The sequence below is a fragment of the Acidovorax sp. KKS102 genome (genome assembly GCF_000302535.1).
In the GTDB taxonomy this organism is placed as follows: Bacteria; Pseudomonadota; Gammaproteobacteria; order Burkholderiales; family Burkholderiaceae_C; genus Acidovorax.
In genome coordinates this window covers 1,354,479-1,378,845 of the sequence record NC_018708.1, presented here as the reverse complement: position 1 = coordinate 1,378,845, position 24,367 = coordinate 1,354,479, and the positions used below count along the sequence as shown (strand labels likewise).

Below are 24,367 nucleotides of genomic sequence, written 5' to 3'. Positions count from 1 at the left end.
GGGTGAAATGAGACTTTTTTTGTACACATGAGTCCAATCGAAACCAAGGGACGGCGCCAACTGCCCGCAACTCTGCCTAGGCAGCTGTGCCATTTCCCGGAAAAACTGTCACAACTTTTGTCCTCATGGATTCGAAGAGAACCGATGGCGGATCTAGGGCGACTGAGCTAGAGATCAGCACCCGCAGCAATGGACACCAATTCATCAAGGCGTTCGTAAACCCCGCACAGAACCTCAAAAGCGGAGTCCGGGCATTCCATCAATTGGCGGTGATCGTTGATGAAATCGCCGGGCGCAGCACGTACGCGCGGGCTGCCGTCAGACACCACGTCGATTGACTGCATCACGCGCTGGGCATTGATGGCAAACACCACCAGCCCAACGATGTTTCGCAGTTCTGCAAGGCTGCTTTGCATGTCGTGCGACTGCGATGGATAGCGTGCGCTACTCATGACACGGCCCGCCCTTGATCTGCATTGCCGCAACCTTCGGCAAGCACCATCACTGGCATGTTCCATGAGTCGGCCACCGTGGCGTCAGGCAGCAAGCCATGGTGCGCCTTGACTGCCGCGTCGGCCATCCACCCAATACGCTGCCCAGTCAGTGCTACAGCGGCAGCAAGCACATCGTTATCCAGTTCGCCGCCACACAGGCCCTGAATCATTCGCGCCAATTCCACTACCCCCGCTGCGGCCACAGAGATTTCATCAAGCATGGCAACGTGCTGGCTTTGGTTGAAACTGTTCATGGTTCAACCCTCCATCTGCACATCGGCTTGGGCGGGACGGCAGCGCTCTGGAAGCATCCAGTAGACCGCGCTTTGGAGCGCTGCGTCTTGATTGCCGTGCAGCGGTCCTGCAGCAAAAGTTCTTGCAATCTCTGAGCACCACCCAGCACGGGCCGACATAAGCGACACAGCTGATGCCAGTGCATCAACCAAGTCGGCGTCGCCGTGCGCATCGCTTATGTGGAAAGCCAGCGCTGAAATTTGATCGCAGGCTTGAGCAATCTCCCCGAGCAATGCATCTTGCTGCGCAGGGCAGAAAACACGCTTTTCCATGACTCAAGCCCTCCCTTGCAGCGCATCAGCACAGGCCAGCAGCTCAGCCGCGACCGCCCGCGCCTGTTGTGCCGTGAAGAGCAAGTGGCTTTCCAGCATGTTGTCGCTGAGGTTCAACTGAATCGCATCGCCGTGACGGGTTGCACCGATGGTCACTTGGTGCTCTGCATCCACCACCGCCGATGCATGGCGCAGGTAGAAAGAATCGCGACCGCAAGGAATGTTTTTAAAAGCAATGCCGGTCATACCTGGCCCCCTTGTGGGTTGACTTGTTGAATGTCCTGCTGCGGGACATTCAGGCGGCGCAGCGCGGCCAGGGCCTGCACTGCTTTGCGCGTGGCCCCGGCCACGTTGGCATCGCCGGGCTGGCGCAAGTAGTGCAGGGCCATCGCCAGCGCGTTGTGCGCGTCGGCAAAGTGCTGGATGGGGTCGGGGGTGCCTATTGCAGGCAGTGAAGGCGCAGCGCAGCGGCTGGCCAGGTGGATCACCATGGACATGGTTTCATGCTCCTTGTCGAGACTGAAACCACCCGCCACGTTTTCAAGCGCAGAGGGTGGACGGGATGTTGAAAACACGAGACAAGTCGTGCGCCGGGCGTTACCGCTCCAGCCATCCCGCCCGAAACCATGAAACACGGCGTAGCGCCGTATTCGCTGAAATCCAGACGTGACAAAACCTCACTGACGGGGAGGTTGCACCGCTTGTCTAAAGGTGTTTTCAAGCACCGGCCCTTTCGGGTTGCGCGGATTATGGCATGCGCTGCGCCAGCACTGTCAAGCGCTTTTCATCCTGTACGCTGTGCCAGCGGGATCACATCAGCACCACGGCGCAGCTTGTCCAGGTGGTTCGCCCAGTCGCACATCATCACGCGCCGCTCTTTCAGGTACAGGGCGTGGTTGTAGGCTGCGCTCACTTCGTTGCGCTCCTGGTGGGCCAGCTGCAGCTCAATGGCGTGGTGCGCATAACCCTGCTCATGCAGGATGGTGGACGCCATGCCCCGAAACCCGTGGCCCGTCATGCGGCCCTTGTAGCCCATGCGTTCCAGCGCCTTCAAAATGGTGTTGTTGCTCATGGGCTTGTCGTGGTCGCGCTCGCCAGGAAACAGCAGCGCCCGCCCACCCGAGAGGGTATGCAGCACCTTCAACACCTCCACGGCCTGCGGCGACAGGGGCACGATGTGAGGGGTTTTCATCTTCATGCGCTCGGGTGGAATGCGCCACTCTGCGGCCTGCAGGTCAAACTCTGCCCAGCGCGCGGCGATCAGCTCGGTCGTGCGCACGAACGTCAGGGCCATCAACTGCATGGCCAGGCGCGTGTAAGGCCCGCCCTGGTACGCCTCGATCTTGCGCAGCAGCTCCGGCAACTCCTTTTCACCCAGGCGGGCGTAGTTCTCTTTCCTGCGGCTCCTGAGGGTGTCGCTGGGTTTCACATCGGTGGCCGGATTGCGCTCGATCAGGTCGTGCGCCACGGCGTAGCGCATCACCTGGCCCGCCATCTGCAGTACCCGGTGCGCCAGGTCGATTGCGCCACGATCTTGCACAGCCTTAGCCATGCGGGTCAGGTCTTTGGCTGTGATGTTGGCGATGGGCCGCGCACCCAGCACGGGGAAGGCGTCAGCCTCCAGGCGCTTGATGGCATAGGCGGCGTGCCGCTCGCTCTTACCGTCCCGCCAGTGCTCCCACCACACGCGGGCCACAGCCTCGAAGGTGTTGGCCTGGTGGACTGCGCTGGTCATCTTGGCATCGCGCTTGAGCTGGCCAGGGTCATCGCCACCGGCCAGCACCTTGCGTGCCTGGTCACGCGCTTCACGGGCCTGCGCCAATGTCACATCGGGATAGACCCCCAAGGCCAGGCGCTTTTCTTTGCCGCCGTAGCGGTACTTCCAGCGCCAGTATTTCCCGCCTGCTGCAGTCACCTCCAGGTAGAGGGCTTTTTCATCGGCCAGGCGAACGCTGGGGCGTCCTTCGGGGCAAGTGGCCTTCTTGCACGCTGTGTCGGTCAGGGGCATCTTGGGGGCACATTTTTGGGGGCATCGGAAAAGCCCGATTTATGCCCCCAATTGTGCCCCCTGCAGATCGCGGATACATCCGGACGGTATCGGACGCAAATGGACAAAAAAAACCCCGCTGCCCTATGGGGAGCGGGGTTTTAGTGGATGGTAGCGCACCGTAGTGGACCTAATCCTGGCGGAGAGGGTGTCTGCCTGATTGAGATTCAATGATAACTAATGACATCTATAAAATTCCTGCAAGTCTTTGTTTTGTATAGATATTTATCCAAATCAATCTAAAGACATCCAACAGCAGCAATTGCTTGATGGCATACTGGATGGCATACCGGAACGCAACTCCAATGGCCACCATTACCGATACCAAAGCCAGGAACATCAAACCCTCTGACACCGCCATTCCCCATGGAAGCGTGACCGGATTGGCACTACATCCTTCCAACCTGAAGGGCCATGGAAAGTGGGTCCTCCGATACGTAAGCCCCGTGTCGGGCAAACGTCGAAACGCGGGCTTGGGTTCTTACCCGGAGATCAGCATCGCCGAAGTAGGCAAGCGTGCGACCGCCATGCGTATTGCACTAGCGGAGGGCAAGGATCCTCTGGAGGAAAAGGCAAAGCTAGAAGACAAGCCCAAGATTCCCACGTTCAAAGAGGCAGCTTTGAATCTGCACGGTGACCTTCTTCCTGGCTGGAAAAACCCAAAGCATGGCCGCCAATGGATCAACACCTTGGAGGAGTACGTCTTCCCGCGGCTTGGAGGGAAATTTCTTCATGAAATCCAACCTGGCGATGTTGCAGAGGTCCTGAAACCCATCTGGCTCACAAAGGCAGAAACTGCTAGCCGGGTCAAACAGCGCATTCACGCTGTGATTGCTTGGGGTTGGGCTCACGGATACTGTCAATCAAACCCAGTTGACGTTGTTGGACACCTGCTCGCGCAGCAGCCAGGCAAGGCTGTACGAACTCAGCATCATCCAGCTATGCCATGGCGCGAGATTCCGAAGTTTGTGCAGGAACACCTCTGGCAAAGCACTCGACCAGAGGTGACGCGCACAATGCTTGAGTTTGTAATCTTGACGGCCAGTCGCTCAGGGGAAGCACGAGGAATGCGCTGGAGCGAGCTTGATCTGAAGAACAAAGTATGGACGATTCCTGCGGAGCGAATGAAAGCAAAGCTTCCCCATCGCCTTCCCCTCTCCCCACGTGCAATGACGTTAATTGAAAGGCAGAAGGGCCAACATGAGAACCTTGTCTTTCCGTCGATTCGTGATCGGGTTGAGCTCTCGGATATGGCTCTGACTTCACTACTTCGAAAGCTGAAAGCACGGAGCGACACGCCAGGAAGAGTCGCGACGACCCATGGGTTTCGGTCCAGCTTTCGGGATTGGTGCAGCGAGATGGGCTACTCACGAGATCTGGCCGAGCGGTCCTTGGCCCACACCATCAAAGATAAAGTCGAAGCGGCCTACCATCGCACCGATTTGTTGGAACAACGACGAGAGGTTATGAATGCTTGGGCAGCATTCGTATCTGGCAAGCTGTCTTTAGGAATTGCATCAGAAAGCCCGATTTGACAGCGAATTCGCGAGACATTTTGTCAACTTGAAAATTCTCCCAACCAGCTAGATCCGCCTCATTTTTGCCGGGAGTTCGTGGGAGGTTTGCAGTAAGCGCTCACGGAGATTCTGAGAAGCCAACGATTGGCCTGAGGGGATATGCGAAGGCGATACCAAAGTTGTGGGGTCAGGTTTAGGCTGGTTGCTGTCGTTCAAACTGAGCGTTTGAATGTCCGTTAAAGCGGATACCGGACATTGCTAAGTCACCGACCGCCTTGGCGGTGTAATCCCGGGTGAGCAGCTGTTCAGCCGTGACCTCGCCGTGGACCGATCACTTGCGAAACCTGTCCGCTTGACATGGATTTTGCAGGTGAGCATTCCAGTATAGCTATGATTGCGATCAGCTCCCAATAGCCCGTTATCTACTTCATGCGCCGACTGCTCGCAGCCATCCTGTTGCTCTCTTTCTTCTGCCAGGCCTTCGCAACGGCCCGCCAGACGGCTGCGTTCGACCACCAGGGGGAGTTCCAGGCGATGCATGCTGAAGTGCATCTGGATGGCTCCGCGCACCACCATGACGAACACGGTGTGATGCACCAAGACGACTCTCTGGAGTCGATTCAGCACATGCTTGCAGAAGCAGGCCCAGGGACCGCAGCACTTTTCCACTTCCCGCAGCTGTCGCTTCCTCTCGACCGCTCGCCCGCACCGGCCGTGACCGCCGAATCCGTCAGCCCGCCCCCTCATCTGGACGGTTTACGACGACCTCCCCGACTGATTTCCTGATCCACCCTTAGCTCCGCGCTTTCCAAACGAAAGCGGGGTTGTTCATCGGTGCGGTACTACTTTGATCAGGTGCTGATGCGTCCACGATCCTGGTTTGCCGCCCTTGATCGGTCAGGAATCACGTGCGTTTTGTTAATTCCGGGCTTGCGGTGCGTTGTGCCGCAGGCTGTGCTTTGAGCTGCGTCCTCGTTGGCGCTGCGGTTGCGCAGTCCAATACCGCCCCATCGCTTTCAGCCAGGGCATCGCCCGTGGCTCCAACACTGGCACAAGCTGTAGAGGCCGCATGGCAGCGCGCCACGCAGGCAAGAGAAGCCGAAGGTCAGACACAGCGGGCTACTGCCGAACGGGTGGCGATCTCCAGCCTGTGGGCGGCCCCCCCCGCAGTGGAGTTTTCCTACCGGGACGACCGCTGGCAAACGTCGGCAGGACGCAGGGAATCCGAGGCCGGCCTGGCGTGGCCGCTGTGGTTGCCTGGGCAGCGCAATGCACGCGGCGCTGCTGTGGATGCCGACGTAGAGCTGTCACAGGCTGCCGTTCAAGCGGGGCACCTGCATTTCGCGGGACTGGTGCGGGAAGCCGCCTGGGGCATTGCCGCGCAAAAGGCCGAGTCCGACCTGGCGGACGCCCAAGTGCGATCTCTGCACGAGATCTTCGACGACGTACGGCGCCGTGTCAAAGCGGGTAATCTGGCCCACGCGGATGCGCTTGCCGCTCAATCCGAAGCTCTGGCGGCGCAATCTGCACAGTTGGCGGCACGCCAGCGTCTGAGCGCCAGCCAGTCTCAATGGATGACCCTGACGGGCATAGCCATAGCGCCTGACCTCACGTCTGTCCCGGTTTCTGATGGTGCCGCAGTTTCACCGGGCGAGGCGCACTTCGCCGTTGAAACCCACCCTGATGCGCGTGTTGCTGCACTGACGGTTGAGCGCGCTCGCAAGCGGCTGGACGTGGTGGCCGCCACTCGGCGCGACCCTCCAGAGCTCTTGCTGCGGATCCGACAAGACACCCCCGGGCGGGGTGAGTCGGCTCAAAACAGCATCGGCGTCGGCGTGCGCATTCCCCTGGGCACAGCGAGCCGCAACCAACCGCTGCAAGCTGCCGCACTGAGTGAGCTGGATGTAGCGCTGACCACGAAACAGCGAACTGAGGAGCGGCTGGCTGCTGATGCAGCGATGGCGCAGGCTGCGGTGCACACGGCCGAGCAGCAACTGGAGGCGGAGCGCCAGCGCTCGGCACTCCTGCGGGAGCGTGCCATGCTCATTGAACGGTCTTTCAAAGCTGGAGAAACACCGCTACCGGAGTTGTTGCGCGCGCTCGCTGCAGCTACCCAGGCCGACACCAGCTTCGCGCGCCAGCAAGTGGCTCTAGGCCTGGCCCGCGCCCGCCTCCAGCAATCTCTCGGAATCCTTCCATGAATCTCTTGAATCTATTCCCCTCTCGTTCCCGCCTCTCATTGCTGGGAGCAGGCTTCGCCGTGCTGGTGTTTGGCGGAATACCCAGCTATGCCGCGCCAGGAGCGCACGGCCCCAACGGCGAGCACCTGGATGCCCCCGCTCAAGCAGGTGCCAACAGCGGCCCCGTGCCTAGTTTTGAAGCGCGCTCGGAAGCCTTCGAGTTGGTGGGCCGACTGCAGGGCGGAGAGTTGTCCATCCTGATCAACCGCTTTGCCACCAACGAACCCGTGCTCAACGCCACGGTCGAAGTGGAGACGGGCAATCTCAAGGCGCCTGCCAAGTTCCACGCGGACATGGGGGACTACGCGATTGACGATGCAAACATGCTCAAGACCCTGGCGGCGCCCGGTGACCATCCCATGGTGATCACCGTACTGGCGGGTAATGACTCCGACCTTCTGGACGGCACCCTCACGGTCGCGGGCGCCGTGCTAGACGACCATGGCCACTCCCACGACGACGGGCACGCCCATGGGCCCTCCCGAACGGTCTGGCTGGCTCTGGCCTTGGTCGTCTTGGCGGCGGTCGGTTGGTTCTTTGGTCGCACGCCAAAGGCTGCAGGTACGCCCTCCAAAGGAGGTGCGCTGTGAACTCATCGACTCAAAGAACCAAGGCAACCAGCATGTTTCATGTTTTCGGCTTGAGTGTCATCACGTGCATCGCGGCGATGTTCCCACCTGTTGCCGTCGCAGCGCCAGGTGCCCATGGGCCGAACGGTGAGCATCTAGATGCCCCCACGGCGGTCAGCGCATCCGGTTTGATGCGGTTGCCAGACGGCAGTGTCAACGTTCCGATGCTCGCCCAACGGCGCCTGGGTATCCGCACACAGTTGACCCCTGAAACCCAGGCCGCCGCCACCATCGAGTTGTCAGGCCGTGTGGTCGTGGACCCCAATGCGAGTGGTCGTGTCCAGGCGATCCATGGGGGACGGATCGAAGCGGGACCACGCGGTCTGCCGGTCGCCGGCCAGACCGTGCGGCAAGGAGAGGTGCTGGCCTATGTGGCCCATCACGCCGAGCCCTATGCCCAGGCCAACCAGCAGGCCCAGCTGGCCGAGTTGCGCAGTGGCCGGGAACTGGCCGCACAGCGGGTGCAGCGGCTGCAGTCCCTTGAAGGCACGGTGCCGCGCAAGGAGATCGAGGCCGCACGTGCTGAGCTACAGAGCCTCACCGCGCGCGAAAATAGCATTGGCGCGAGCCTTGCTGCACGAGAGGCTTTGCTGGCCCCCGTCTCCGGGGTGCTTGCAAGGGCTGATGCGACCAAAGGCCAGGTGGTTGAGGCCCGCGAAGTGTTGTTCGAGGTGATTGACCCAGCACGCGTGCTGGTGGAGGCCACTACGGCAGATCCTGGCTTGCCCGCACGCACGGGTACAGCCCACTTGCAGGGGGTGCCTGGCGTCAAGTTGCAGCTGATCGGCGCTGCGCGTAGCTTGCGCGATGGCGTGCTGCCAATGACCTTCAGGGCGGTCCCTGAGCAATCGGGCAAGGCTTTGGCGCTGGCGGTCGGACAGCCCGTCACCGTCGTGGCCTCGTTGAACGAGCAGGTCAAAGGCTTTGTCCTGCCTGCGCAGGCCGTCGTGCGCAACAGCGCCAACGAACCGGTGGTCTGGATCAAGTCCGGTGCAGAGCGCTACATTCCCCAACCGGTGCAATATCGGTCTTTGGACGCCGCCACGGTGGTCGTCACGCAGGGCCTGGGCGCTGACAACCGCGTGGTGGTGCAAGGTGCACCGCTGATCGCACAGATCCGCTGAACGGAGCCCACGCAATGTTCAATTGGATCGTAAGGAACAGCCTTCACAACCGCCTGTTCGTCCTGGCGGTCGCGGCGCTGCTGATGGTCTACGGGGCCATCACCGCATGGCGCACGCCAGTCGATGTGTTTCCCGACCTCAACAAACCCCTGGTCACCGTCTTGACGGAAGCAGGAGGCATGGCACCCGAAGAAGTCGAGCAACTGGTGACCTTCCCTCTGGAGACCGCGCTCAACGGCATGCCCGGGGTCACGCGGGTTCGCTCCACGTCCGGTGTGGGACTGTCCATCCTCTATGCCGAGTTCGATTGGGGGACCGATATCTATCGCAACCGCCAGCTCGTGGCGGAACGCCTGGCACTGGTGCGGGAGCAACTCCCCGGAGGCATCACCCCAGTTATGGGACCTGTATCTTCCATCATGGGGGAAGTCATGCTCATCGCACTGCCGTTGGCGGCAGGCGATGGCAAGACTGCCGCAGCTACACCCATGCAGGCCCGCGAGTACGCGGACTTCGTGCTGCGCCCAAGACTTCTGTCGATTCCAGGGGTGTCTCAGGTCATCCCTATCGGCGGCGAAGTACGCCAGTTGCGGGTGGAGCCTGATACCGCGCGCATGGCGCAGTTCGGGGTGACATTGACGCAGATCGAGCAGGCCCTTCGCGGCTATGCAGGGAATGCGGGAGGCGGCTTCATCGACCTCAACAGCCGTGAATTTCTCATCCGCCACATTGGCCGCACCAGCCGTGTCGAAGACCTGCAGGGCGTGGCCGTAGCCTGGAAGGACGGCCGAGCCATCTTGCTGGAACAGGTGGCCAATGTCCGGTTCGCTGCAGCCATGAAGCGCGGCGACGCCGGATACAGCGGCGTGCCAGCCGTTATCGTCAGTGTACAGAAGCAGCCTGCGGCCGATACCGTCAAGCTCACCCACGCCATCGAAGCGGCATTGGGGGATCTCAAGCAGGGGCTGCCCGTGGGCTTGGCTGCTCCGAAAGTGTTGTTTCGCCAGGCTGACTTCATCGAGGCGTCCATCGGTAACGTGACCGAGGCCTTGCGGGACGGCGCCATCATGGTGGCCATCGTGTTGTTTGCCTTCCTGTTGTCCGCGCGAACCACTTTGATCTCGCTCGTGGCGATACCCTTGTCGCTGGCCGTGACAGCCATGGTGTTCCGGCTGCTGGATCAGTCCATCAACGTCATGACCCTGGGAGGCCTGGCGATTGCCATTGGCGAGCTGGTAGACGATGCGGTGGTGGATGTGGAGAACATCCTGCGCAGGCTGAAGCAGAACCGTGCCCAGGGCAATCCACTGTCCATGCTGGAGGTCGTGCGCCGGGCGAGCGTGGAAGTCCGCTCGGGCATCGTCTACGCCACCGCCATCGTGGTGCTGGTGTTTGTGCCGCTCTTTGCGCTGCCGGGCATCGAGGGTCGCCTGTTCACGCCCCTGGGCATCGCCTACATCGTGTCGGTGCTGGCATCGATGCTGGTCTCAATGACGGTTACGCCCGTGCTGTGCCTTTACCTGTTGCCGGGGATGAAACGGTTGGACCATGGTGACAGCACCCTGGTCGCCTGGCTCAAGCGGCGGGATGCGCAAGTGCTCAGCTGGTCGTTTTCTCGCGCCAAGGTGCTGATGGCTGTCGCCGCACTGGCGGTTGCCGCTGCGGCGGCCAGTGTCCCGTTTTTCCCGCGCGCTTTTCTTCCTGCGTTCAATGAGGGCTCGCTGGTACTGGGCATGGTGTTCAACCCAGGCACGGCGCTGGCGGAGGCCAATCGCATGGGGGCGTTGGCCGAGACGCTGATTGCTGAGGTCCCCGAGGTCACCCAGGTGGGGCGCCGGACGGGACGCGCCGAGCTGGATGAACATGCCGAAGGCGTGCATTCGGCCGAGATCGACGTGGACCTGAAGCGGTCCGCCCGGGACCGCGAGGCCGTGATGGCAGACATCCGTGCCCGTTTGGCCGTCCTTCCAGCCCAGGTGGCCATTGGCCAGCCTATCTCCCACCGCCTGGATCACCTCTTGTCAGGGGTGCGGGCGCAGATCGCGCTCAAGATCTTCGGCGATGACACGGACACCTTGCGGGGGCTGGCCGAGCAGATGCGCCAGAGACTCTCGGGCGTTCCAGGGCTGGTGGATCTGACGGTGGAAAAGCAGGTGCTGATCCCCCAGATCACGGTACGGCTGGACCACCGCAAGGCTGCGCAGGTCGGGCTGTCTCCGGGGGAGGCTGTGCGGGTCCTACAGGCCCTGACGGATGGTGCCCATGGTGCGCAGATCGTGGATGGACTTCGCCGCTATGACCTGGTGCTACGCCTGCCCGATGACAAACGCAGCCCGCAGGATCTGGCACGCACACTGATCGACACCCCAGCGGGGCAGATACCGGTGTCTGCCATCGCCACGGTCCAGGAAACCGATGGCCCCAACCAGATTGGCCGAGAAAACGGTCGTCGGCGCATCGTCGTTTATGCCAACACGGACGGCTCCGACATGGGCCGCGTCATTGCCGACATTCGTGCGGTGATGGCAAAGACGCCATTGCCACCGGGGACCTTTCTGAGCCTGGAAGGTCAGTTCCAGGCCCAGGAGCAAGCGATGCAACTGATCGTCGGCTTGTCGCTGGTGTCTTTGGCAATGATCTTTCTCGTTCTGTATGTACGCTACAAGTCGGCTGTGTTGGCCGGGATCATCATGGCCAATATTCCGCTTGCGCTGATCGGCAGCGTGGCTGCGATGTGGCTGGCGGGGGTGAGCCTGTCGGTGGCCTCCATGGTGGGCTTCATCACGCTGGCGGGCATTGCCACGCGCAACGGGATTTTGAAGGTCAGCCACTACATCAACCTGTGCAAGTTCGAGGGAGAGGTCTTTGGCCAACCCATGATCGTGCGCGGCTCGCTGGAGCGGTTGACCCCGGTGTTGATGACGGCGCTGGTGGCAGCCTTTGCGCTGACCCCGCTGCTGTTGGCGGCCGATGCACCTGGTAAGGAAATCCTGCATCCGGTGGCGGTCGTGATTTTTGGTGGACTCGTCAGCTCGACCTTGCTGGACACGCTGCTGACGCCCGTGATGTTCTGGCTTTTCGGCGAAAGTGCCACCCGGCACTTGATTGAGGGCGGCAGCGCTCAAGCTGAAAGCGAACCCATAGGCCAGGAGGCTTTCTGATCCCAGTCCCCAGCTGAACTGTCCCCAAACTCTTGATAGGCCTTGGTGCGCTGCCTTTTGAAGCGCGCCAGTGAAACAAACTCAACTGAAGGAATCCCAAATGATCATGAAAAAGAACTTCTCCCAGCTGATGGCAGCCACCGCAATCGTGATGGCATCCCTGGCGAGTGCGCCTGCGGCAATGGCCCATGGTTCAGCCGAACCCGCTCACGGCGGCGTGGTGCAGACCGCTTCCGATCTGTCGTTCGAGCTGGTCGCCACCGCTGAAGGTGCGGCAATCTACATCGTGGACCACGACGAGGATGCGGACGCATCCAAGTTTGGCGGCAAGGTTACCGTGCTCAACGGTACAGAAAAGGCGGAGGCGCCCCTGAAATCAGCAGGCGGCAACAAGCTGGAGGCCAAGGGCGTGAAGTTGGTCAAGGGCACAAAGGTGGTTGCGCTGATCACGACCAACAGCAAAAAGACCGTCACTGTACGATTCACGGTGAAGTAAGGCCCATGGCGCGCGGCTCTCTGTCCTTGCCTGCACTGCGAGGCGGTCTGCTGGCCTTGCTGGCCGCAGCCTTGTTTGGCATCAGCACCCCGCTGGTTCAACGGCTGGGTGCTGGGCTGGGGGCGTTCACGACGGCTGCGCTGCTGTATGCAGGGGCTGCTGTCGTTGGTGCCTTGTCCCTGCGGACCGCTGCCCACGAGGCAAGGTTGCAAAGATCCGACGCCTGGCGCCTCATCGGCATGGCGGGGTTTGGCGCTGCCCTAGGTCCTGTCGCCCTGTCCTGGGGTCTGCAACACACGAGTGGCGCCAGCGCGTCGCTCATGCTCACGCTGGAAGCGCTGTTCACAGCCACTCTGGCGTGGTGGTTGTATAGCGAGACCATGGACCGCCGTGTGTGGGCAGCCATGCTTCTTTTGCTGGCCGGTGGCATGGCTTTGGTCATGGACCAGGGCCTGCAGGGCGGCACGCAGCTGCTCGGTCTGCTTGCCGTGCTACTGGCGACGGTGGCCTGGGGCGTGGACAACACCCTGTCCCGGGGACTGGCCGAGCGCGATCCCAGCCAGGTCGTAATGGCAAAGGCCTCGCTGGGAGCCGCTGCGACAGCATGTCTTGCCATGGCGTGGGGCGAGCCTTTGCCCACCCTGACGGCAGCTCTAGGGCTCTTTGCCGTGGGGGCCACGGGGTATGGCTTGAGTCTTCGGTTCTACCTTCTAGCGCAGCGGGCTTTTGGGGCGGCGCGGACTGGCTCCGTGTTCGCCTTTGCACCTTTCATCGGTGCGGCTGTAGCGTTCGGCTTCGGTGAACGGTCTGCGGGGTGGCTGATGCTGCTCGGTGGTCTTCTGATGCTTGCGGGGGTGCTGCTGCATTTGGCTGAAAGTCACGGGCATGAACATGCGCATGACCCGCTGGAGCATGAGCATGCCCACCGTCACGACGATGGACACCATACGCACTCCCATGACGTGATGCCCACTGGGAGCCATAGCCATGTGCACTTTCACGAGCCGGTGACTCATGCCCATCCCCACGCGCCCGATGTGCACCATCAGCACAGGCATTGACTCATTGAGCGGTACCGAGACAGCGGCTAAGGAAATTTCATGATGAAAAAATCAATGCTCTTGTCAGCTGCTGCGCTGACATTCCTTGCGATCTCCGGCTGCAGCACACCTGTCTACGAGGACCGGTACGCTTGGTCCGAAGGCTGGAGGGTCGGCAAAGTGACCAAATTAATCCAAGCGGACGAATTCTTGAAGGTGAGCGGCTCTCGCTGCCGGCAAATGGAGCTCGGCCCCACCGACCAGATTGCAGTCATCCGATGGCGGGAAGTCACCCGAACCCGTGGGCACTTCGCCAGAGTTGACGCGGGCTCCGGCATGGCCGTGGGCGATGAGGTTTACTTCAACGCGTGGAAGTGTGACCAACCTCCAATAGTGCCGAAGGCCCCGCGTGGGGCCAAGGCGGGGCAAACGCCGTAGAGACTGACGAGGAGCCTCAACGAGACGGACTCTTTCTGACCGTGCCTGCGTACACCACACTGCCCGCATCGCGATACTGCAATTCCTCCCCCACGCGCACCACGTCAAAGCAGACGGGCGAGACCTTGCTGACCTCGGGCAGCAGCAGGCAGAGTTGGTTGTTCTGCGTGCTCCAGCGTCCGGCGCGTGTGCGGCCGTTTTCTGAACGCTCTAGGCGGCCGTCCAGGAAATAGTCATGCCCCCAATGGCGTCCGTCGGTGACATGGTGCCCGCCCAGCGTGGCGCGGATCTGCGCGGTGGTCAGTTTCGTTTCCGGGGGCGCCGCGCAGGCCAACGGAGCAAGCGTCATGCACAGGAAATGCGCTCACAACGCCTTGGTAAAGCGGCTGAGCCACCGCCTAGCACCCGCCGTCATGCGGCCATACTCGGGGGCCAATTGTGGGTTTCTGCCTAGCAGGACTTACACCAAGCATGGAGCGCGTTGTACATCACCATGCCATGCCCTAGCATCTCAAGGTCATCGCTGAAGGTCTTGCACAGGCCAAGCGACAGCGCCTAGAGGCCCGCAGACTGCGGCGCCAGGTCCAGCCTGGATGTGTCTGCGCCCCGCACGATCACGGTCAGTTGCTGTAGGGCGGGATCGGTGAGTTCGTACTTCTTGAGAAAGGCGTCAAAGCTGCACAGGTCACCGTCGTGGGTCAATTCGACGCCGCGCACGTCGTAGGGGATCGCTCCCGTGTCCTGGGCCACCTGAAGCACCGAGGCTGTAGGCTTATAGAGGAATTCCGGCTCTTTGTCGATGAACCGGGCAATCAGCCAGGGGCAGGCAATGCGGTCGATCTTGGGCCGCTCGCGGGTGACCCATTTCATGCGGCACCTCCTTGCGTTTCCAGAGGCAGGGCAGCGGCTTGCCAGGCCTCGATGCCGCCCACGTGGTAGCGCGCGTTCATGCCGCGTGCCCGCAGCGCCAGGAACGTAGAGCGGCCAATGTCCTTGCCGCGCAAGCAATACAGCCGCACAGGTTTCGTGGCGTCCAGTTCCTGGCTCCACTCCAACACGCGCGACGGATCGCGCGAGGACACTCCGGCAATGACCTGCGGGCTCTGCAGATAGTCCTCCTCAAGTCGCAAGTCAAACGCACCTGCCGCACCGGCCAGCGCAGAGCCTGTGTCGATGCCAAATGCCAACGCATCCGCCTCGACAGCAGCGCCTTAGCGCTTGTAGACCTTGTCCCACTGGATTTCGCCATGTAGGCATCCACATAGGCGCCCGCCTTGGCCCCGAAGTCCAGTTGGTACGCATGCTCGTACATGTCCAGCGCCAGTACGGGCGTTGCGCCGGCCAGGAGGTGCGTGTGGGTCGGCCGCCCAGTGGTTGATGAGGCGGCTCTCGCGGGAGGACCAGGACAGCAAGGCCCATCCCGATCCGCCCCCCATGGCCTTGGCCAGCCCAGTGAACTGGCTGCGCCAAGCGTCCACGGAGCCAAAGTCACTTCGTCAACGAACGCCAGCACACCAGGATGTTTGCCATGCTTCTCGAAGTACGGCGCGGGAATCACGGTGAGCAAGTAGCAGGGCATAAAGGTTGCCAACGCCGCGACGACCGCGCCCCAGAAGCCGCTGATGAGGAAGCCGATAAATCCTGTCGTGATAACCACCGGGCCGGGGGTGATCATGGCCACGGCCACGGCGTCCACGAACTGGCGATCCGTGAGCCATGCGTACTCCTTAACCACGGGAGTGGTACTGCACTTGGCGGAAGGCCATGGTCACGAGCACACACACGAAGTGCTTGAGCATGAGCATGCCCACCGGCACGACGATGGGCACCATTCACATGTGCACGATGTGATGCCAAAGGGCAGCCACAGTCACAAGCACACCCATGAACCTATGACCCACGCCCATCCCCATGCTCCTGACGTGCACCATCAACACGTTCACTGAACCCCCGGTATTTTTTTGTCTGCTCCCCCGAGGTCACTTGACCGTCAGGTCGGCGACCAGGCGAGCCTTGTAAGCCCTTTCCCGAATTGCATCCTCGCCGTCAGTCGCCCATACAAACGTGCTCTTCCATGCCCAAACCGTTCCATCGATCCGAAGAAATCGTAGGTCACCAGCTTTACCATCCACGGTTGCGACTTGACGCTCTCCTTCGAAATCCAAGGTGAACGTATGCGTTCCTGGCTTCAACTTGAAGCGCACCATCGTGTTGGGGAGAGTCTCGGCGGCCATTTCGTTATCCGCGCTGATCTTCACAAACCGCCCGCCATCTCCCCAGTTGCGCCGTACGACGTAGACGGTGAGCGCATTCGGATCGGGAGTAAAGCGCTTCGCCTGAGCGTCGGCATTCAGGCTGGGGGCGGGTACCCGAGTGCACGCGACTACTCTGCCCTTACTGGTCTTGTAGCAGTATGGCGCTTCGGCGGAGGGATCGGCCCCAGTAGAGGTAGCACAACCCGCCAGCAGGCTAGCTGCCAGCACAGAGCTGAGGATCACGGAGAGGCGGCGGGTGCCTGAATATGTAGGTATTTTTGTCATGGATCTGTTTTTTTGCTGTGGAGGTTGTTGCGTATTGCCTGAAGCTTCATCAGCGACCCCGGTACCGTCACCCACGGTCTGCCTCCTTGGATTGCATATGGCGGCACCGCGATTTCGGTGTTTTTCGGTGTTTGAAACGCATTGCCTGTCGATCCCTCAGTCTCTTGGCCAGGCGTCGGCTGTACTTGATTTTTATGTCCATTGGCGGATGGCGTTTGAGCCAGATACGCCGCAGCCTCCAAAACACAAACACGGAGGTCAACAAGCCGATCCAAATCCAGAACAGTTTGGCAAAAGGCGCGACCTGTGCCGCCTGCATTGACATGGATCGCTCCTTTGTGCCTCCAGCAAAGGCATATTGCCGATGGGCTGACCGAACTCGCCGCTATGTAGTCAGTTGCTTTGACGTGAACGGACTGCTGAAAGTGGATCAACACTGGGGCGTCGCGAGGGCGATCCCCCCAGCCAGGCTTCGTATTACTTCAGCGTGAAACGAACAGAGGCAACCGACTTGCCGGCCTTCGAGACAGCGACGACGGCTTTGGTACCGGCGGGGACTTTGAAGCTGCCCGTGGCTTCCAGCTTGCCGTCACCGGCTTGGAGCTGGACATCCTGTTTCTCGCTGCCTGCCAGCAGCGTGACCTTGGCGGTCATTCCCGCCACGGCAACTGGCTTTCCATGATCGCGCATATAGAGCTGCAGCTTGTCGGCGCTGGCGACGAGTTCGTACTCGACCTCCTTGGCTTCGGCGACAGCACCACCGTGCATCGGTTTGATGTCGTGACCATGGTTGTCAGCAGCGAACGCCGTGCCGCAGGCCGACACCGCCACTGCGAGAATGAGTTGGGAGAGTTTCATGACATTTCCTTTGGGGTTGGAGAAAAGGGAAGGTCCCGCGATCAGCGAGCGGGACCGTTTCAACTACACGGGAGCGGACACGTCCGGGGGATGCGAGGGCTCAGCAGACACGTCCTCATCTTCCTCGTCGGGCCGGTGGGCCAGACGGTAAAGAATCGGCAGCACGAGAAGCGTGAGCAGCGTGGACGAAAGAATCCCGCCGATCACTACGGTGGCCAGGGGACGCTGGACTTCAGCGCCGGTGCCCGTCGCAATGGCCATGGGAATGAAGCCCAGCGAGGCCACCAGGGCAGTCATCAGCACGGGGCGCAACCGGGTCAACGCGCCATCCCGGATCGCTTCGTCAAGTCCAACGCCGCCCTGCCTCAAGCTGCGGATATAGGAAATCATCACCAGCCCGTTGAGCACTGCCACCCCAGAGAGCGCGATGAAGCCAACGGCCGCGGAGATGGACATCGGGATATCCCGAAGCCAAAGCGCCAGAATGCCCCCCGTCAAAGCGAACGGGATGCCTGTGAATACCAGCAAACCGTCCTTGGCATTGCCGAACATTGCGAACAGCAGCACGAAAACCAGCAGCAGAGACACAGGCACAACGATCTGCAGGCGCTTCGTGGCCGATTGCAGGTTCTCGAAGGTTCCACCCCAGCTCGTCCAGTAGCCGGTAGGAATCTTGATCTGGGCCAGGCCTTGCTCGGCCTCTGCCACAAAGGAACCCACATCGCGCCCGCGCACGTTGGTGCTTACGACGATGCGCCGCTTGCCGTTTTCGCGGCTCACCTGGTTGGGGCCGGGTGCAAGTTCGAAAGTCGCGACCTCGCCCAAGGGGATGAAGTTCGTCTTGGCCTCCGTGCCACTGGCAGAACGCGGCAGCGGAATAGGGAGCCGTTTCATCCCTTCCAGGTCGTTACGCAGGGTCTCAGGCAAGCGAACCAGGATGTCAAACCGGCGGTCTCCCTCGAACATGGTGCCCGCCTCGCGACCACCGATGGCGGTGGCCACGGTGTCTTGGATGTCGGCGACGTTAAGGCCATAGCGTGCAGCCTTCTGGCGGTCGATGTTCACCGTGAGCATCGGAAGGCCTGTTGTTTGCTCGACCTTCACCTCGGATGACCCCTGGATCTTCTGCAGCATTGCGGAGACCTCTTCGGCGGACTTGTTCAACACGTCCATGTCGTCACCGAAAATCTTTACCGCCACGTCGCTTCGCACACCCGAAATCAGCTCGTTGAAGCGCAACTGAATGGGCTGGGAGAACTCGTAGTTGTTGCCAGGAATTTTGCCCAGGACTTCCTGAATTGCGGCAAGCAACTCGTCTCGGGTCTTGCGCGGCTCAGGCCATTCGTCCACGGGCTTGAGCATGATGTACCCGTCCGAAATGTTCGGCGGCATGGGGTCCGAGGCAATCTCCGCAGTACCGGTTCTGGCGAAAATGCGCTCGATCTCGGGGAATTTCTCTTTCAAGGTCCTTTCAATCTGCTGCTGCATTTGGACTGACTGGGAAAGGCTGGTACCTGGGATGCGCAGCGCCTGGATCGCAAAGTCGCCTTCATTGAGATTGGGTACAAACTCGCTGCCCATACGCGTGGCGATCAACCCGCACAAGATCACCGCAACTGCAGCTGCGGTCAGTACGACCGCCTTGGCGGCCATGACACGGTCGAGCAGTGGACCATACAAGCGCTTGGCATGGCCCAGCAGGAAGTTTTCCTTCTCGCTGACCCGATTGCCGATGAACAGGGCCACCGCTGCGGGGATGAATGTCACCGACAGAACCATGGCGCCCAGCAGTGCCGCGACCACCGTGAATGCCATGGGGTGGAACATCTTCCCTTCAACGCCTGTCAGCGCGAAGATGGGCAGGTACACCACCATGATGATGAGCTGTCCGAACAGCAATGGACGCCTTGACTCCTGGGATGCCAAAAACACCTCATGGAAGCGCTCGGCCCGCGTCAGTGGCCGACCGTGGTGCGCTTGTGCGTGGGCAAGTCGCCGCACGCAGTTCTCCACGATCACGACAGCACCGTCGATGATGATGCCGAAGTCCAGGGCTCCCAGGCTCATCAGGTTGGCACTCACCTTGTAGTGAACCATCCCGGTGAACGTGAAGAGCATCGACAAGGGGATGACCATCGCGGTAATGATTGCGGCCCTAATGTTGCCCAGGAAGAGGAACAGGATCACGATCACCAGAACCGCGCCTTCCAGCAGGTTCTTCCTCACCGTACTGATGGCTTTGTCAACAAGCACGGTACGGTCGTAGACTGTCACCGCGTGTACCCCCTCTGGGAGGCTCTTGTTGACTTCCAACATCTTCTTGTCCACCGCCTGCGAGACAGTCCGACTGTTCTCGCCGATCAGCATGAACACCGTGCCGAGGACCACTTCGCGTCCGTTGTCTGTTGCAGCACCTGTGCGCAGTTCCCGGCCAATGCCAACTTCTGCCACGTCGCGAACGCGCACAGGAACACCGTTGGCGCTGCTGAGGATCACGTTACCGATGTCTTCAAGCGACTTCACCTGACCAGGTGCACGAATCAGATACTGCTCGCCACGCTTTTCGATATAGCCCGCGCCCACATTGCCGTTGTTGCGGTCCAGCGCAGTAACCACATCCTGCAGTGTCACGCCCAGAGAAGCCAGGCGTTCAGGGATGGGCGCGATCTGGTATTCCTTGGCAAAGCCGCCAATGGAATTGATCTCGGTCACGCCAGGAACATTTCGCAGCTGTGGCTTGATGATCCAGTCCTGAATCTCGCGCAGGTCTGTTGCGGTATAGGGTGAGCCATCGGGCTTCTTCGCCCCGTCCTTGGTTTCGACAGTCCAGAGATAGATTTCGCCCAGCCCGGTCGAGATGGGCCCCAGCGCTGGCGTGATGCCGGCAGGCAGCTTGTCGCGCGCCTCCTGGATACGCTCGTTGACGAGCTGCCGAGCAAAATAGATGTCGGTTCCGTCTTTAAAAATGACGGTCACCTGCGACAGACCGTACCGCGAAAGCGACCTGGTCTGCTCCAGGTTTGGCAGGCCAGCCATGACCGTCTCAATGGGGTATGTAACCCGCTGCTCAGTCTCCAAAGGCGAGTAGCCTGCGGCCTGTGTGTTGATCTGAACCTGGACGTTCGTGATGTCAGGGACCGCATCGATAGGCAGCTTTTGGTAGCTGAAGACGCCAAGCGCCGCCATGCCCAGGGCCGCTAGAAGCACCAACCATCGCTGTTCGATCGAGAATCGAATGAGTTTTTCAAACATGTATGCGCTCCGCGATCAGTGCGTGTGTTCGGCAGATCCCTTGCCGAGTTCAGACTTCACGACGAAGCTGCCGGTCGAGGCGTAGGGCATACCGGCTTTGAGACCCGAGAGGACTTCGACCCGCTTGCCATCGCTTCGGCCCAGCTTCACGGGTTGAGCGATAAAGCCTCCATCAACCTTGAGGAAGACCACCGGCTTTTCCCCGACGTTTTGGACGGCGTCGGCCGAGATGGTTACAGGCGCTGCCGTTTCTTCGGACACCACCTCAACATTGACAAACAGGCCGGGGCGCCAAGCGCCCTTGGGGTTGTCAAGAACCACGCGGGCTTTTGCCGTGCGGGTTTGCTCGCCAATGAGCGCTCCTACAAAAGCGACAGTGCCTGTAGCGGAGGCGTCAAAGGCGGTGGCCTTGATCGTGACCTTTTCGCCCACGCGCACCGATGGCAGATCCTTCGCCGGAACGTTGATCTCAGCCCAAACCTGAGAAAGGTCCGAGATGGTGAAAACCGCAGCATCTTCCTTCACGGCTTCGCCGAGACTAAGGTGCTTCTCGATGACAATGCCATCAAAGGGCGCTCGCAACTCGATACGGTTCAGTCCTGCTACCGACGAAGCGGACAGGCCCATCGCGCTCAGTTTCTGATTGGCGTTGGCTACTGCGACCTCTGCTTCGCTCAAGGCCTGCTTGGCCTGCAGGTAGTCCTGCTCGGCAGACACCTTCTGCTCCCACAGCTTTTTTTCTCGCTCGTAGGTGGTCTTTGCCAGCGATAAGCGCTTTTGGGCCGTCTGCAGCTCGCTGCGTTGCTCGGAAGCAGTCGGGCTCGCGATCACCGCCAAAACTTGCCCTTTCTTGACCACTTGGCCCAAGCTGGCATTGACGCTTTCCACGACTCCCGCAAGCCGGGGAACAACGTGAGACGTGCGATCTTCGTTCAAGCGTATCTCCCCGGGAAGGAGCAACGCCGTCTTGATGTTGGCTTTCACAGCAGCGTCCAGGCTGATGGATGCAGCCTTTATCTGGGCATCGGTCAGTTCGATCTTTCCTTCTTCCTTGCTCATCACGAACATGAAAGGCTCTGTGGCAGTCTGCGCAATGATCTCGATGTCGAAAGCATGGGGTTCAGCAACGATCTCTCGGCTGACAAGACTGTCTTTTTCAGCGGCAAACGTCAGTTTCTGCTTTTCATCTGTCGGGCGGGTCACAGTTGCCGTGACCGTTGCAGCATTCAGGGGCAGCGGTTTATCTTTGTCGGACAGCCAGATTCGCAGTCGAGGCTCGCCACCGTCTTCAGACAACAACGCTTCCAAGCTGAAGTCGCCTTCCTTGAACACGGTACCTCCATGTGGGCCCTTGGCTTCGCTCTTTTCGTGGTGTTCACCATCGGCATGCCCCTTGTCATCGTCGTGGCCCTTTTCGCCACCCTTGCCATGGTGCTCGCCGTCGCCGTGCCCCTTGGCCTCGGTGTGGCCGCCGTGACCGTGGCCATCGTCCTCGGTGGCTGCGGCTTTGGGCTTGCCGCCACCTTGCAAGATGAAGGTTCCCGCACCGACCCCTATTGCGAGGACTACTGCAATGGCGATCAGGTGTTTTTTACTGATGGTGGATTTGCTGGAGTTCATGTTCATGGTCATGCTCAGTGTTGCGTTGCGATCAGGCCGGGAACCATGCTGGCCCCGAGCAGGCGGTCGATATCAGCCGCTGCACGGTGTGCTTCGCCAAGGGCTTTGAGGTACTGGGATTTGGCGGTGAAGTAAGTGCGTTGGGCATCGAGCACTTCCAGGAAATTGAACTTACCGTTCTCGAACCCAATGGTGGCGGCGTCATAGGCCGACTTCGCACCGGGCAGAACTTCCTGCTGCAGTGACTGAACCTCTGCGGTGATCGTGGAAAGGCGCTCTCGTGCCTGCGCCACTTCGCTGTGCAGGCGCACGGTGGCTGCTTGCAGCTCATCGCGGGCCTTGTCCTCAAGTTTCAGCGCCTCCAGGAGGTTGCCTTGGTTGCGGTCGAAGACGGGAAGAGGCACAGAGACCCCGAAAAGAAGGACGTTGCGCTGCGTCTCGTTGCTGCGCTGCATGCCGAAGCTGACGGTGACATCGGGGACGCGCTTGCTTTGTTCCAGGGCGGTCAATGCCTTGCGCCGATCCACCTCGATCCGCGCAAGTACCACGCCTGGCGCAGAAGAAATCAGGGGCTGGAGATCGGCGATGCTCGGGACCGAGGGCAGGTTCTCGGCCTTGCCCTCCAGCACGGTGTAAGGCGCATCGATCCGTCCCAACAGCGCGAACAGGCGGGACAGAGCATTGCGTTGTTCGCTCGCGGCCTGGGCGAGTTCGACGCGAACGCCGGCTTCTGCAACCCGGGCCTTGGACTCTTCCACAGGGGATACTTTGCCAGCGGCTACACGCTTTGAGACGGTATCCGTTGAGGATTTGGCCAGCGCTGCGCTGTCTCTGGCCAGTACCAATCGATCCTGCGCAGTCAGAACATCAAAGTAAGCGGCAGCGACATTGGCCCGCACGGTGGCTTGCAGCTCGGCGAGTTGGGCTTGTGCTTGCTCGCGCGTTTTTTCGGCCGCCTTAGTGCGTGCCGCACGCTTTCCACCCAGTTCTACGGGAAGATTGAGTTGCCAGCTTTGCGTACGTGTTTTGGAGCGTGTGTCTTCCAGCGAGTACGCGAGCTCTGGATTGGGGCGCGAGCGTCCTTGAAGAACCTGTCCTTCGGTTGCCTCCCATTGGCGCTTTGCCGCAGCCACCTCCGGATTTCCCTCCAGGGCCAGTTCGATGGCCTTGGCCAGCGACAAAGGCTCAGCTGCGGCCGCTGCAGCAGACTGAGGTGCTCGTTCGCCAACGGCTGGCCCTGGTGGCAGGCCCTGGGAAAAGGCACCGCCCGAGGCGCTCAGCCATATAGCTGCGGCGCCTGCCGCGAGCTTGATCTTTCTACCGCCGCGCCATGCGTGCGGCATCTCTTGAAGGTAAGTACCCTTGAACATCCGATTCTCCAGTGATTTCAAAACACGAGGGAATCGGCGGACTGGCAACCGTGCAGCTGCCTGGCAACTCGTCAGTCACTCCAGCTGCAACACACGCAACTGCTTCGGCCGCGATGGCGGACAAGACTGAAAAAGAAAAGTGAGATGCCCCCGCCGATCAGGCGAGGACGGACCACTGAGGGCGGTCTGGGGGCGTGGGGGTTACAGCCAGCAGGCGCTTGCCTGAAGGAGGCTCCACGCGGCTTTTATGGATGAAGACTGGCTTTGCATCTGACCAGTTCAAGGCCCCGATACCCGCGCCATGACAGACTGAGCAGTCAACATCAAATGCATCGGCTCCCTGGCTGGACTTTTCGGCCTGACCATTCCCGCCCTTGGCTTCATGCTTGTGTTCGTGATGCCCAAGGTGCTGAGACTGCGCGGCTGAGCTCTCATGCATGCAATAGGCAGCCACCGCAGACCAGCTGAACTGGAACGGAAGCAATGCAAGCATAAGAACGGCGATCAATCGGCGCATTTTTGAAGTCTAGCATGCGTCATGAAGGGCGCACTGAGGCTTTGATGGCCGCTGAAGGGCACTGGGTTGGGAAATCAGCGAGCGCCGCCGTTCATGTCCAGAAGCGCCTTCTTTTCAGCTGCCGACATGTTGAGAAACTCCTGTTGAACCTGCTCACGCGTCTTTGTTGAGCCTGTTGCTTTGACTGGCAGCGCACCTCCGCGCGAAAGGATTGCCAGCGTGCCATCCTTGCGCGCTACTTCGACAGCCTGAAGCACATCGCCACGGGACATCGCGCTCTGCATGTGGTCGGGATGTGTGGTCATGCCCACTTCGCCACCAGCCGGATGGTACAGCGACGAGGCAGATGAAAATCCTGGAGCCGCAATTGCGAAGGCGATCAGAGTGAGTGCGAGGGGTTTGCGAGCAGTCATGGTGTTGTCCCTTGATATCAGTTAGCCCTCGGCGATCTGCCGGGA

23 protein-coding genes and 3 pseudogenes are annotated in these 24,367 nt (G+C 60.6%); 9 read left to right on the top strand and 17 right to left on the bottom strand.

Annotation, left to right across the window (positions count from 1 at the left end; genetic code table 11):
* Positions 1–167: 167 nt before the first annotated feature.
* From C380_RS06290 to C380_RS06270, 6 genes are all read right to left on the bottom strand, one after another.
* Entirely contained in the window at positions 168–452 is a 285-nt protein-coding gene (locus tag C380_RS06290) for a hypothetical protein (protein ID WP_015013022.1), read from the bottom strand.
* Positions 449–748, bottom strand: coding sequence for a hypothetical protein (locus C380_RS06285; protein ID WP_015013021.1), 300 nt, complete (start codon positions 746–748; stop codon positions 449–451). The genes C380_RS06290 and C380_RS06285 overlap by 4 nt, the downstream gene beginning before the upstream one ends.
* 3 nt (positions 749–751) lie before the next feature.
* Positions 752–1,060: a hypothetical protein gene (locus C380_RS24905; protein WP_148279922.1), complete on the bottom strand. Its 309-nt coding sequence runs from the start codon at positions 1,058–1,060 to the stop codon at positions 752–754.
* A 3-nt stretch (positions 1,061–1,063) separates the two neighbouring features.
* Entirely contained in the window at positions 1,064–1,306 is a 243-nt protein-coding gene (locus C380_RS06280; protein WP_015013020.1) for a hypothetical protein, read from the bottom strand.
* Positions 1,303–1,557 (bottom strand): hypothetical protein, encoded by a 255-nt coding sequence (locus C380_RS06275; RefSeq protein WP_015013019.1) that lies wholly within the window; start codon positions 1,555–1,557, stop codon positions 1,303–1,305. Before C380_RS06275 ends, C380_RS06280 begins: the two co-directional genes overlap by 4 nt.
* A gap of 287 nt (positions 1,558–1,844) precedes the next feature.
* Positions 1,845–3,068 (bottom strand): integrase arm-type DNA-binding domain-containing protein, encoded by a 1,224-nt coding sequence (locus tag C380_RS06270; RefSeq protein ID WP_015013018.1) that lies wholly within the window; start codon positions 3,066–3,068, stop codon positions 1,845–1,847.
* A 344-nt stretch (positions 3,069–3,412) separates the two neighbouring features.
* Here C380_RS06270 and C380_RS24355 point away from each other — a divergent pair, with 344 nt between their 5' ends.
* The 8 genes from C380_RS24355 to C380_RS06230 all read left to right on the top strand — a co-directional run bounded on the left by C380_RS24355 (position 3,413) and on the right by C380_RS06230 (position 13,335).
* Positions 3,413–4,642, top strand: coding sequence for a site-specific integrase (locus C380_RS24355; protein ID WP_015013017.1), 1,230 nt, complete (start codon positions 3,413–3,415; stop codon positions 4,640–4,642).
* A 411-nt stretch (positions 4,643–5,053) separates the two neighbouring features.
* The gene (locus C380_RS06260; protein WP_015013016.1) at positions 5,054–5,410 is read left to right on the top strand and encodes a hypothetical protein; all 357 of its coding nucleotides are present in this window, start codon (positions 5,054–5,056) and stop codon (positions 5,408–5,410) included.
* Between the two features lie 122 nt (positions 5,411–5,532).
* The gene (locus C380_RS06255) at positions 5,533–6,825 is read left to right on the top strand and encodes a TolC family protein (protein ID WP_015013015.1); all 1,293 of its coding nucleotides are present in this window, start codon (positions 5,533–5,535) and stop codon (positions 6,823–6,825) included.
* A complete protein-coding gene (locus tag C380_RS06250; protein WP_015013014.1) occupies positions 6,822–7,454 on the top strand; it encodes a hypothetical protein in 633 nt (210 codons plus the stop codon). Before C380_RS06255 ends, C380_RS06250 begins: the two co-directional genes overlap by 4 nt.
* A gap of 32 nt (positions 7,455–7,486) precedes the next feature.
* Entirely contained in the window at positions 7,487–8,617 is a 1,131-nt protein-coding gene (locus C380_RS06245; protein ID WP_015013013.1) for an efflux RND transporter periplasmic adaptor subunit, read from the top strand.
* A 14-nt stretch (positions 8,618–8,631) separates the two neighbouring features.
* Entirely contained in the window at positions 8,632–11,778 is a 3,147-nt protein-coding gene (locus C380_RS06240; protein ID WP_015013012.1) for an efflux RND transporter permease subunit, read from the top strand.
* 100 nt (positions 11,779–11,878) lie between these two features.
* The gene (locus C380_RS06235) at positions 11,879–12,274 is read left to right on the top strand and encodes a hypothetical protein (RefSeq protein WP_015013011.1); all 396 of its coding nucleotides are present in this window, start codon (positions 11,879–11,881) and stop codon (positions 12,272–12,274) included.
* Between the two features lie 5 nt (positions 12,275–12,279).
* Positions 12,280–13,335, top strand: coding sequence for a DMT family transporter (locus tag C380_RS06230; protein WP_015013010.1), 1,056 nt, complete (start codon positions 12,280–12,282; stop codon positions 13,333–13,335).
* Positions 13,336–13,768: 433 nt separating this feature from the next.
* On the opposite strand, the gene C380_RS06220 is transcribed toward C380_RS06230, so the two are convergent.
* From C380_RS06220 to C380_RS24345, 4 genes and pseudogenes are all read right to left on the bottom strand, one after another.
* Positions 13,769–14,101 (bottom strand): hypothetical protein, encoded by a 333-nt coding sequence (locus tag C380_RS06220; protein WP_015013008.1) that lies wholly within the window; start codon positions 14,099–14,101, stop codon positions 13,769–13,771.
* Positions 14,102–14,202: 101 nt separating this feature from the next.
* A pseudogene (locus C380_RS06215) lies at positions 14,203–14,622 on the bottom strand (chromate resistance protein ChrB domain-containing protein).
* The gene (locus C380_RS25505; protein WP_051022504.1) at positions 14,619–14,939 is read right to left on the bottom strand and encodes a rhodanese-like domain-containing protein; all 321 of its coding nucleotides are present in this window, start codon (positions 14,937–14,939) and stop codon (positions 14,619–14,621) included. The pseudogene C380_RS06215 and the gene C380_RS25505 overlap by 4 nt, the downstream one beginning before the upstream one ends.
* Before the next feature lie 293 nt (positions 14,940–15,232).
* Positions 15,233–15,487 (bottom strand): annotated as a pseudogene (locus C380_RS24345) (chromate transporter); the annotation flags it as partial.
* Position 15,488: 1 nt separating this feature from the next.
* Here C380_RS24345 and C380_RS25495 point away from each other — a divergent pair.
* Positions 15,489–15,698: pseudogene (locus tag C380_RS25495) on the top strand (EamA/RhaT family transporter); the annotation flags it as partial.
* Between the two features lie 33 nt (positions 15,699–15,731).
* Here the strand turns inward: C380_RS25495 and C380_RS06205 are convergent.
* From C380_RS06205 to C380_RS06180, 7 genes are all read right to left on the bottom strand, one after another.
* On the bottom strand, positions 15,732–16,367 hold the full coding sequence (locus C380_RS06205; protein ID WP_231940671.1) for a hypothetical protein: 636 nt from the start codon (positions 16,365–16,367) through the stop codon (positions 15,732–15,734).
* A gap of 402 nt (positions 16,368–16,769) precedes the next feature.
* Entirely contained in the window at positions 16,770–17,150 is a 381-nt protein-coding gene (locus C380_RS06200) for a hypothetical protein (RefSeq protein ID WP_015013004.1), read from the bottom strand.
* Positions 17,151–17,213: 63 nt separating this feature from the next.
* Positions 17,214–20,402 (bottom strand): CusA/CzcA family heavy metal efflux RND transporter, encoded by a 3,189-nt coding sequence (locus C380_RS06195; protein ID WP_015013003.1) that lies wholly within the window; start codon positions 20,400–20,402, stop codon positions 17,214–17,216.
* Positions 20,403–20,417: 15 nt separating this feature from the next.
* Positions 20,418–22,034, bottom strand: coding sequence for an efflux RND transporter periplasmic adaptor subunit (locus C380_RS06190; protein WP_015013002.1), 1,617 nt, complete (start codon positions 22,032–22,034; stop codon positions 20,418–20,420).
* 2 nt (positions 22,035–22,036) lie between these two features.
* Positions 22,037–23,392: a TolC family protein gene (locus C380_RS06185; RefSeq protein WP_015013001.1), complete on the bottom strand. Its 1,356-nt coding sequence runs from the start codon at positions 23,390–23,392 to the stop codon at positions 22,037–22,039.
* 157 nt (positions 23,393–23,549) lie between these two features.
* Positions 23,550–23,909, bottom strand: a complete 360-nt coding sequence (czcI, locus tag C380_RS25815) for a cation efflux protein, CzcI family (protein ID WP_015013000.1) — start codon at positions 23,907–23,909, stop codon at positions 23,550–23,552.
* Positions 23,910–23,983: 74 nt separating this feature from the next.
* On the bottom strand, positions 23,984–24,322 hold the full coding sequence (locus C380_RS06180) for a hypothetical protein (protein WP_015012999.1): 339 nt from the start codon (positions 24,320–24,322) through the stop codon (positions 23,984–23,986).
* Positions 24,323–24,367: the final 45 nt, after the last annotated feature.

Excerpts from the sequence above, each read along its gene's own strand:
- C380_RS06290 (WP_015013022.1), bottom strand. The coding sequence starts at position 452 with ATGAGTAGCGCACGCTATCCATCGCAGTCGCACGACATGCAAAGCAGC.
- C380_RS06285 (WP_015013021.1), bottom strand. The coding sequence starts at position 748 with ATGAACAGTTTCAACCAAAGCCAGCACGTTGCCATGCTTGATGAAATC.
- C380_RS24905 (WP_148279922.1), bottom strand. The coding sequence starts at position 1,060 with ATGGAAAAGCGTGTTTTCTGCCCTGCGCAGCAAGATGCATTGCTCGGG.
- C380_RS06280 (WP_015013020.1), bottom strand. The coding sequence starts at position 1,306 with ATGACCGGCATTGCTTTTAAAAACATTCCTTGCGGTCGCGATTCTTTC.
- C380_RS06275 (WP_015013019.1), bottom strand. The coding sequence starts at position 1,557 with ATGTCCATGGTGATCCACCTGGCCAGCCGCTGCGCTGCGCCTTCACTG.
- C380_RS06270 (WP_015013018.1), bottom strand. The coding sequence starts at position 3,068 with ATGCCCCTGACCGACACAGCGTGCAAGAAGGCCACTTGCCCCGAAGGA.
- C380_RS24355 (WP_015013017.1), top strand. The coding sequence starts at position 3,413 with ATGGCCACCATTACCGATACCAAAGCCAGGAACATCAAACCCTCTGAC.
- C380_RS06260 (WP_015013016.1), top strand. The coding sequence starts at position 5,054 with ATGCGCCGACTGCTCGCAGCCATCCTGTTGCTCTCTTTCTTCTGCCAG.
- C380_RS06250 (WP_015013014.1), top strand. The coding sequence starts at position 6,822 with ATGAATCTCTTGAATCTATTCCCCTCTCGTTCCCGCCTCTCATTGCTG.
- C380_RS06245 (WP_015013013.1), top strand. The coding sequence starts at position 7,487 with ATGTTTCATGTTTTCGGCTTGAGTGTCATCACGTGCATCGCGGCGATG.
- C380_RS06240 (WP_015013012.1), top strand. The coding sequence starts at position 8,632 with ATGTTCAATTGGATCGTAAGGAACAGCCTTCACAACCGCCTGTTCGTC.
- C380_RS06235 (WP_015013011.1), top strand. The coding sequence starts at position 11,879 with ATGATCATGAAAAAGAACTTCTCCCAGCTGATGGCAGCCACCGCAATC.
- C380_RS06230 (WP_015013010.1), top strand. The coding sequence starts at position 12,280 with ATGGCGCGCGGCTCTCTGTCCTTGCCTGCACTGCGAGGCGGTCTGCTG.
- C380_RS06220 (WP_015013008.1), bottom strand. The coding sequence starts at position 14,101 with ATGACGCTTGCTCCGTTGGCCTGCGCGGCGCCCCCGGAAACGAAACTG.
- C380_RS06200 (WP_015013004.1), bottom strand. The coding sequence starts at position 17,150 with ATGAAACTCTCCCAACTCATTCTCGCAGTGGCGGTGTCGGCCTGCGGC.
- C380_RS06195 (WP_015013003.1), bottom strand. The coding sequence starts at position 20,402 with ATGTTTGAAAAACTCATTCGATTCTCGATCGAACAGCGATGGTTGGTG.
- C380_RS06190 (WP_015013002.1), bottom strand. The coding sequence starts at position 22,034 with ATGACCATGAACATGAACTCCAGCAAATCCACCATCAGTAAAAAACAC.
- C380_RS06185 (WP_015013001.1), bottom strand. The coding sequence starts at position 23,392 with ATGTTCAAGGGTACTTACCTTCAAGAGATGCCGCACGCATGGCGCGGC.
- czcI (WP_015013000.1), bottom strand. The coding sequence starts at position 23,909 with ATGCGCCGATTGATCGCCGTTCTTATGCTTGCATTGCTTCCGTTCCAG.
- C380_RS06180 (WP_015012999.1), bottom strand. The coding sequence starts at position 24,322 with ATGACTGCTCGCAAACCCCTCGCACTCACTCTGATCGCCTTCGCAATT.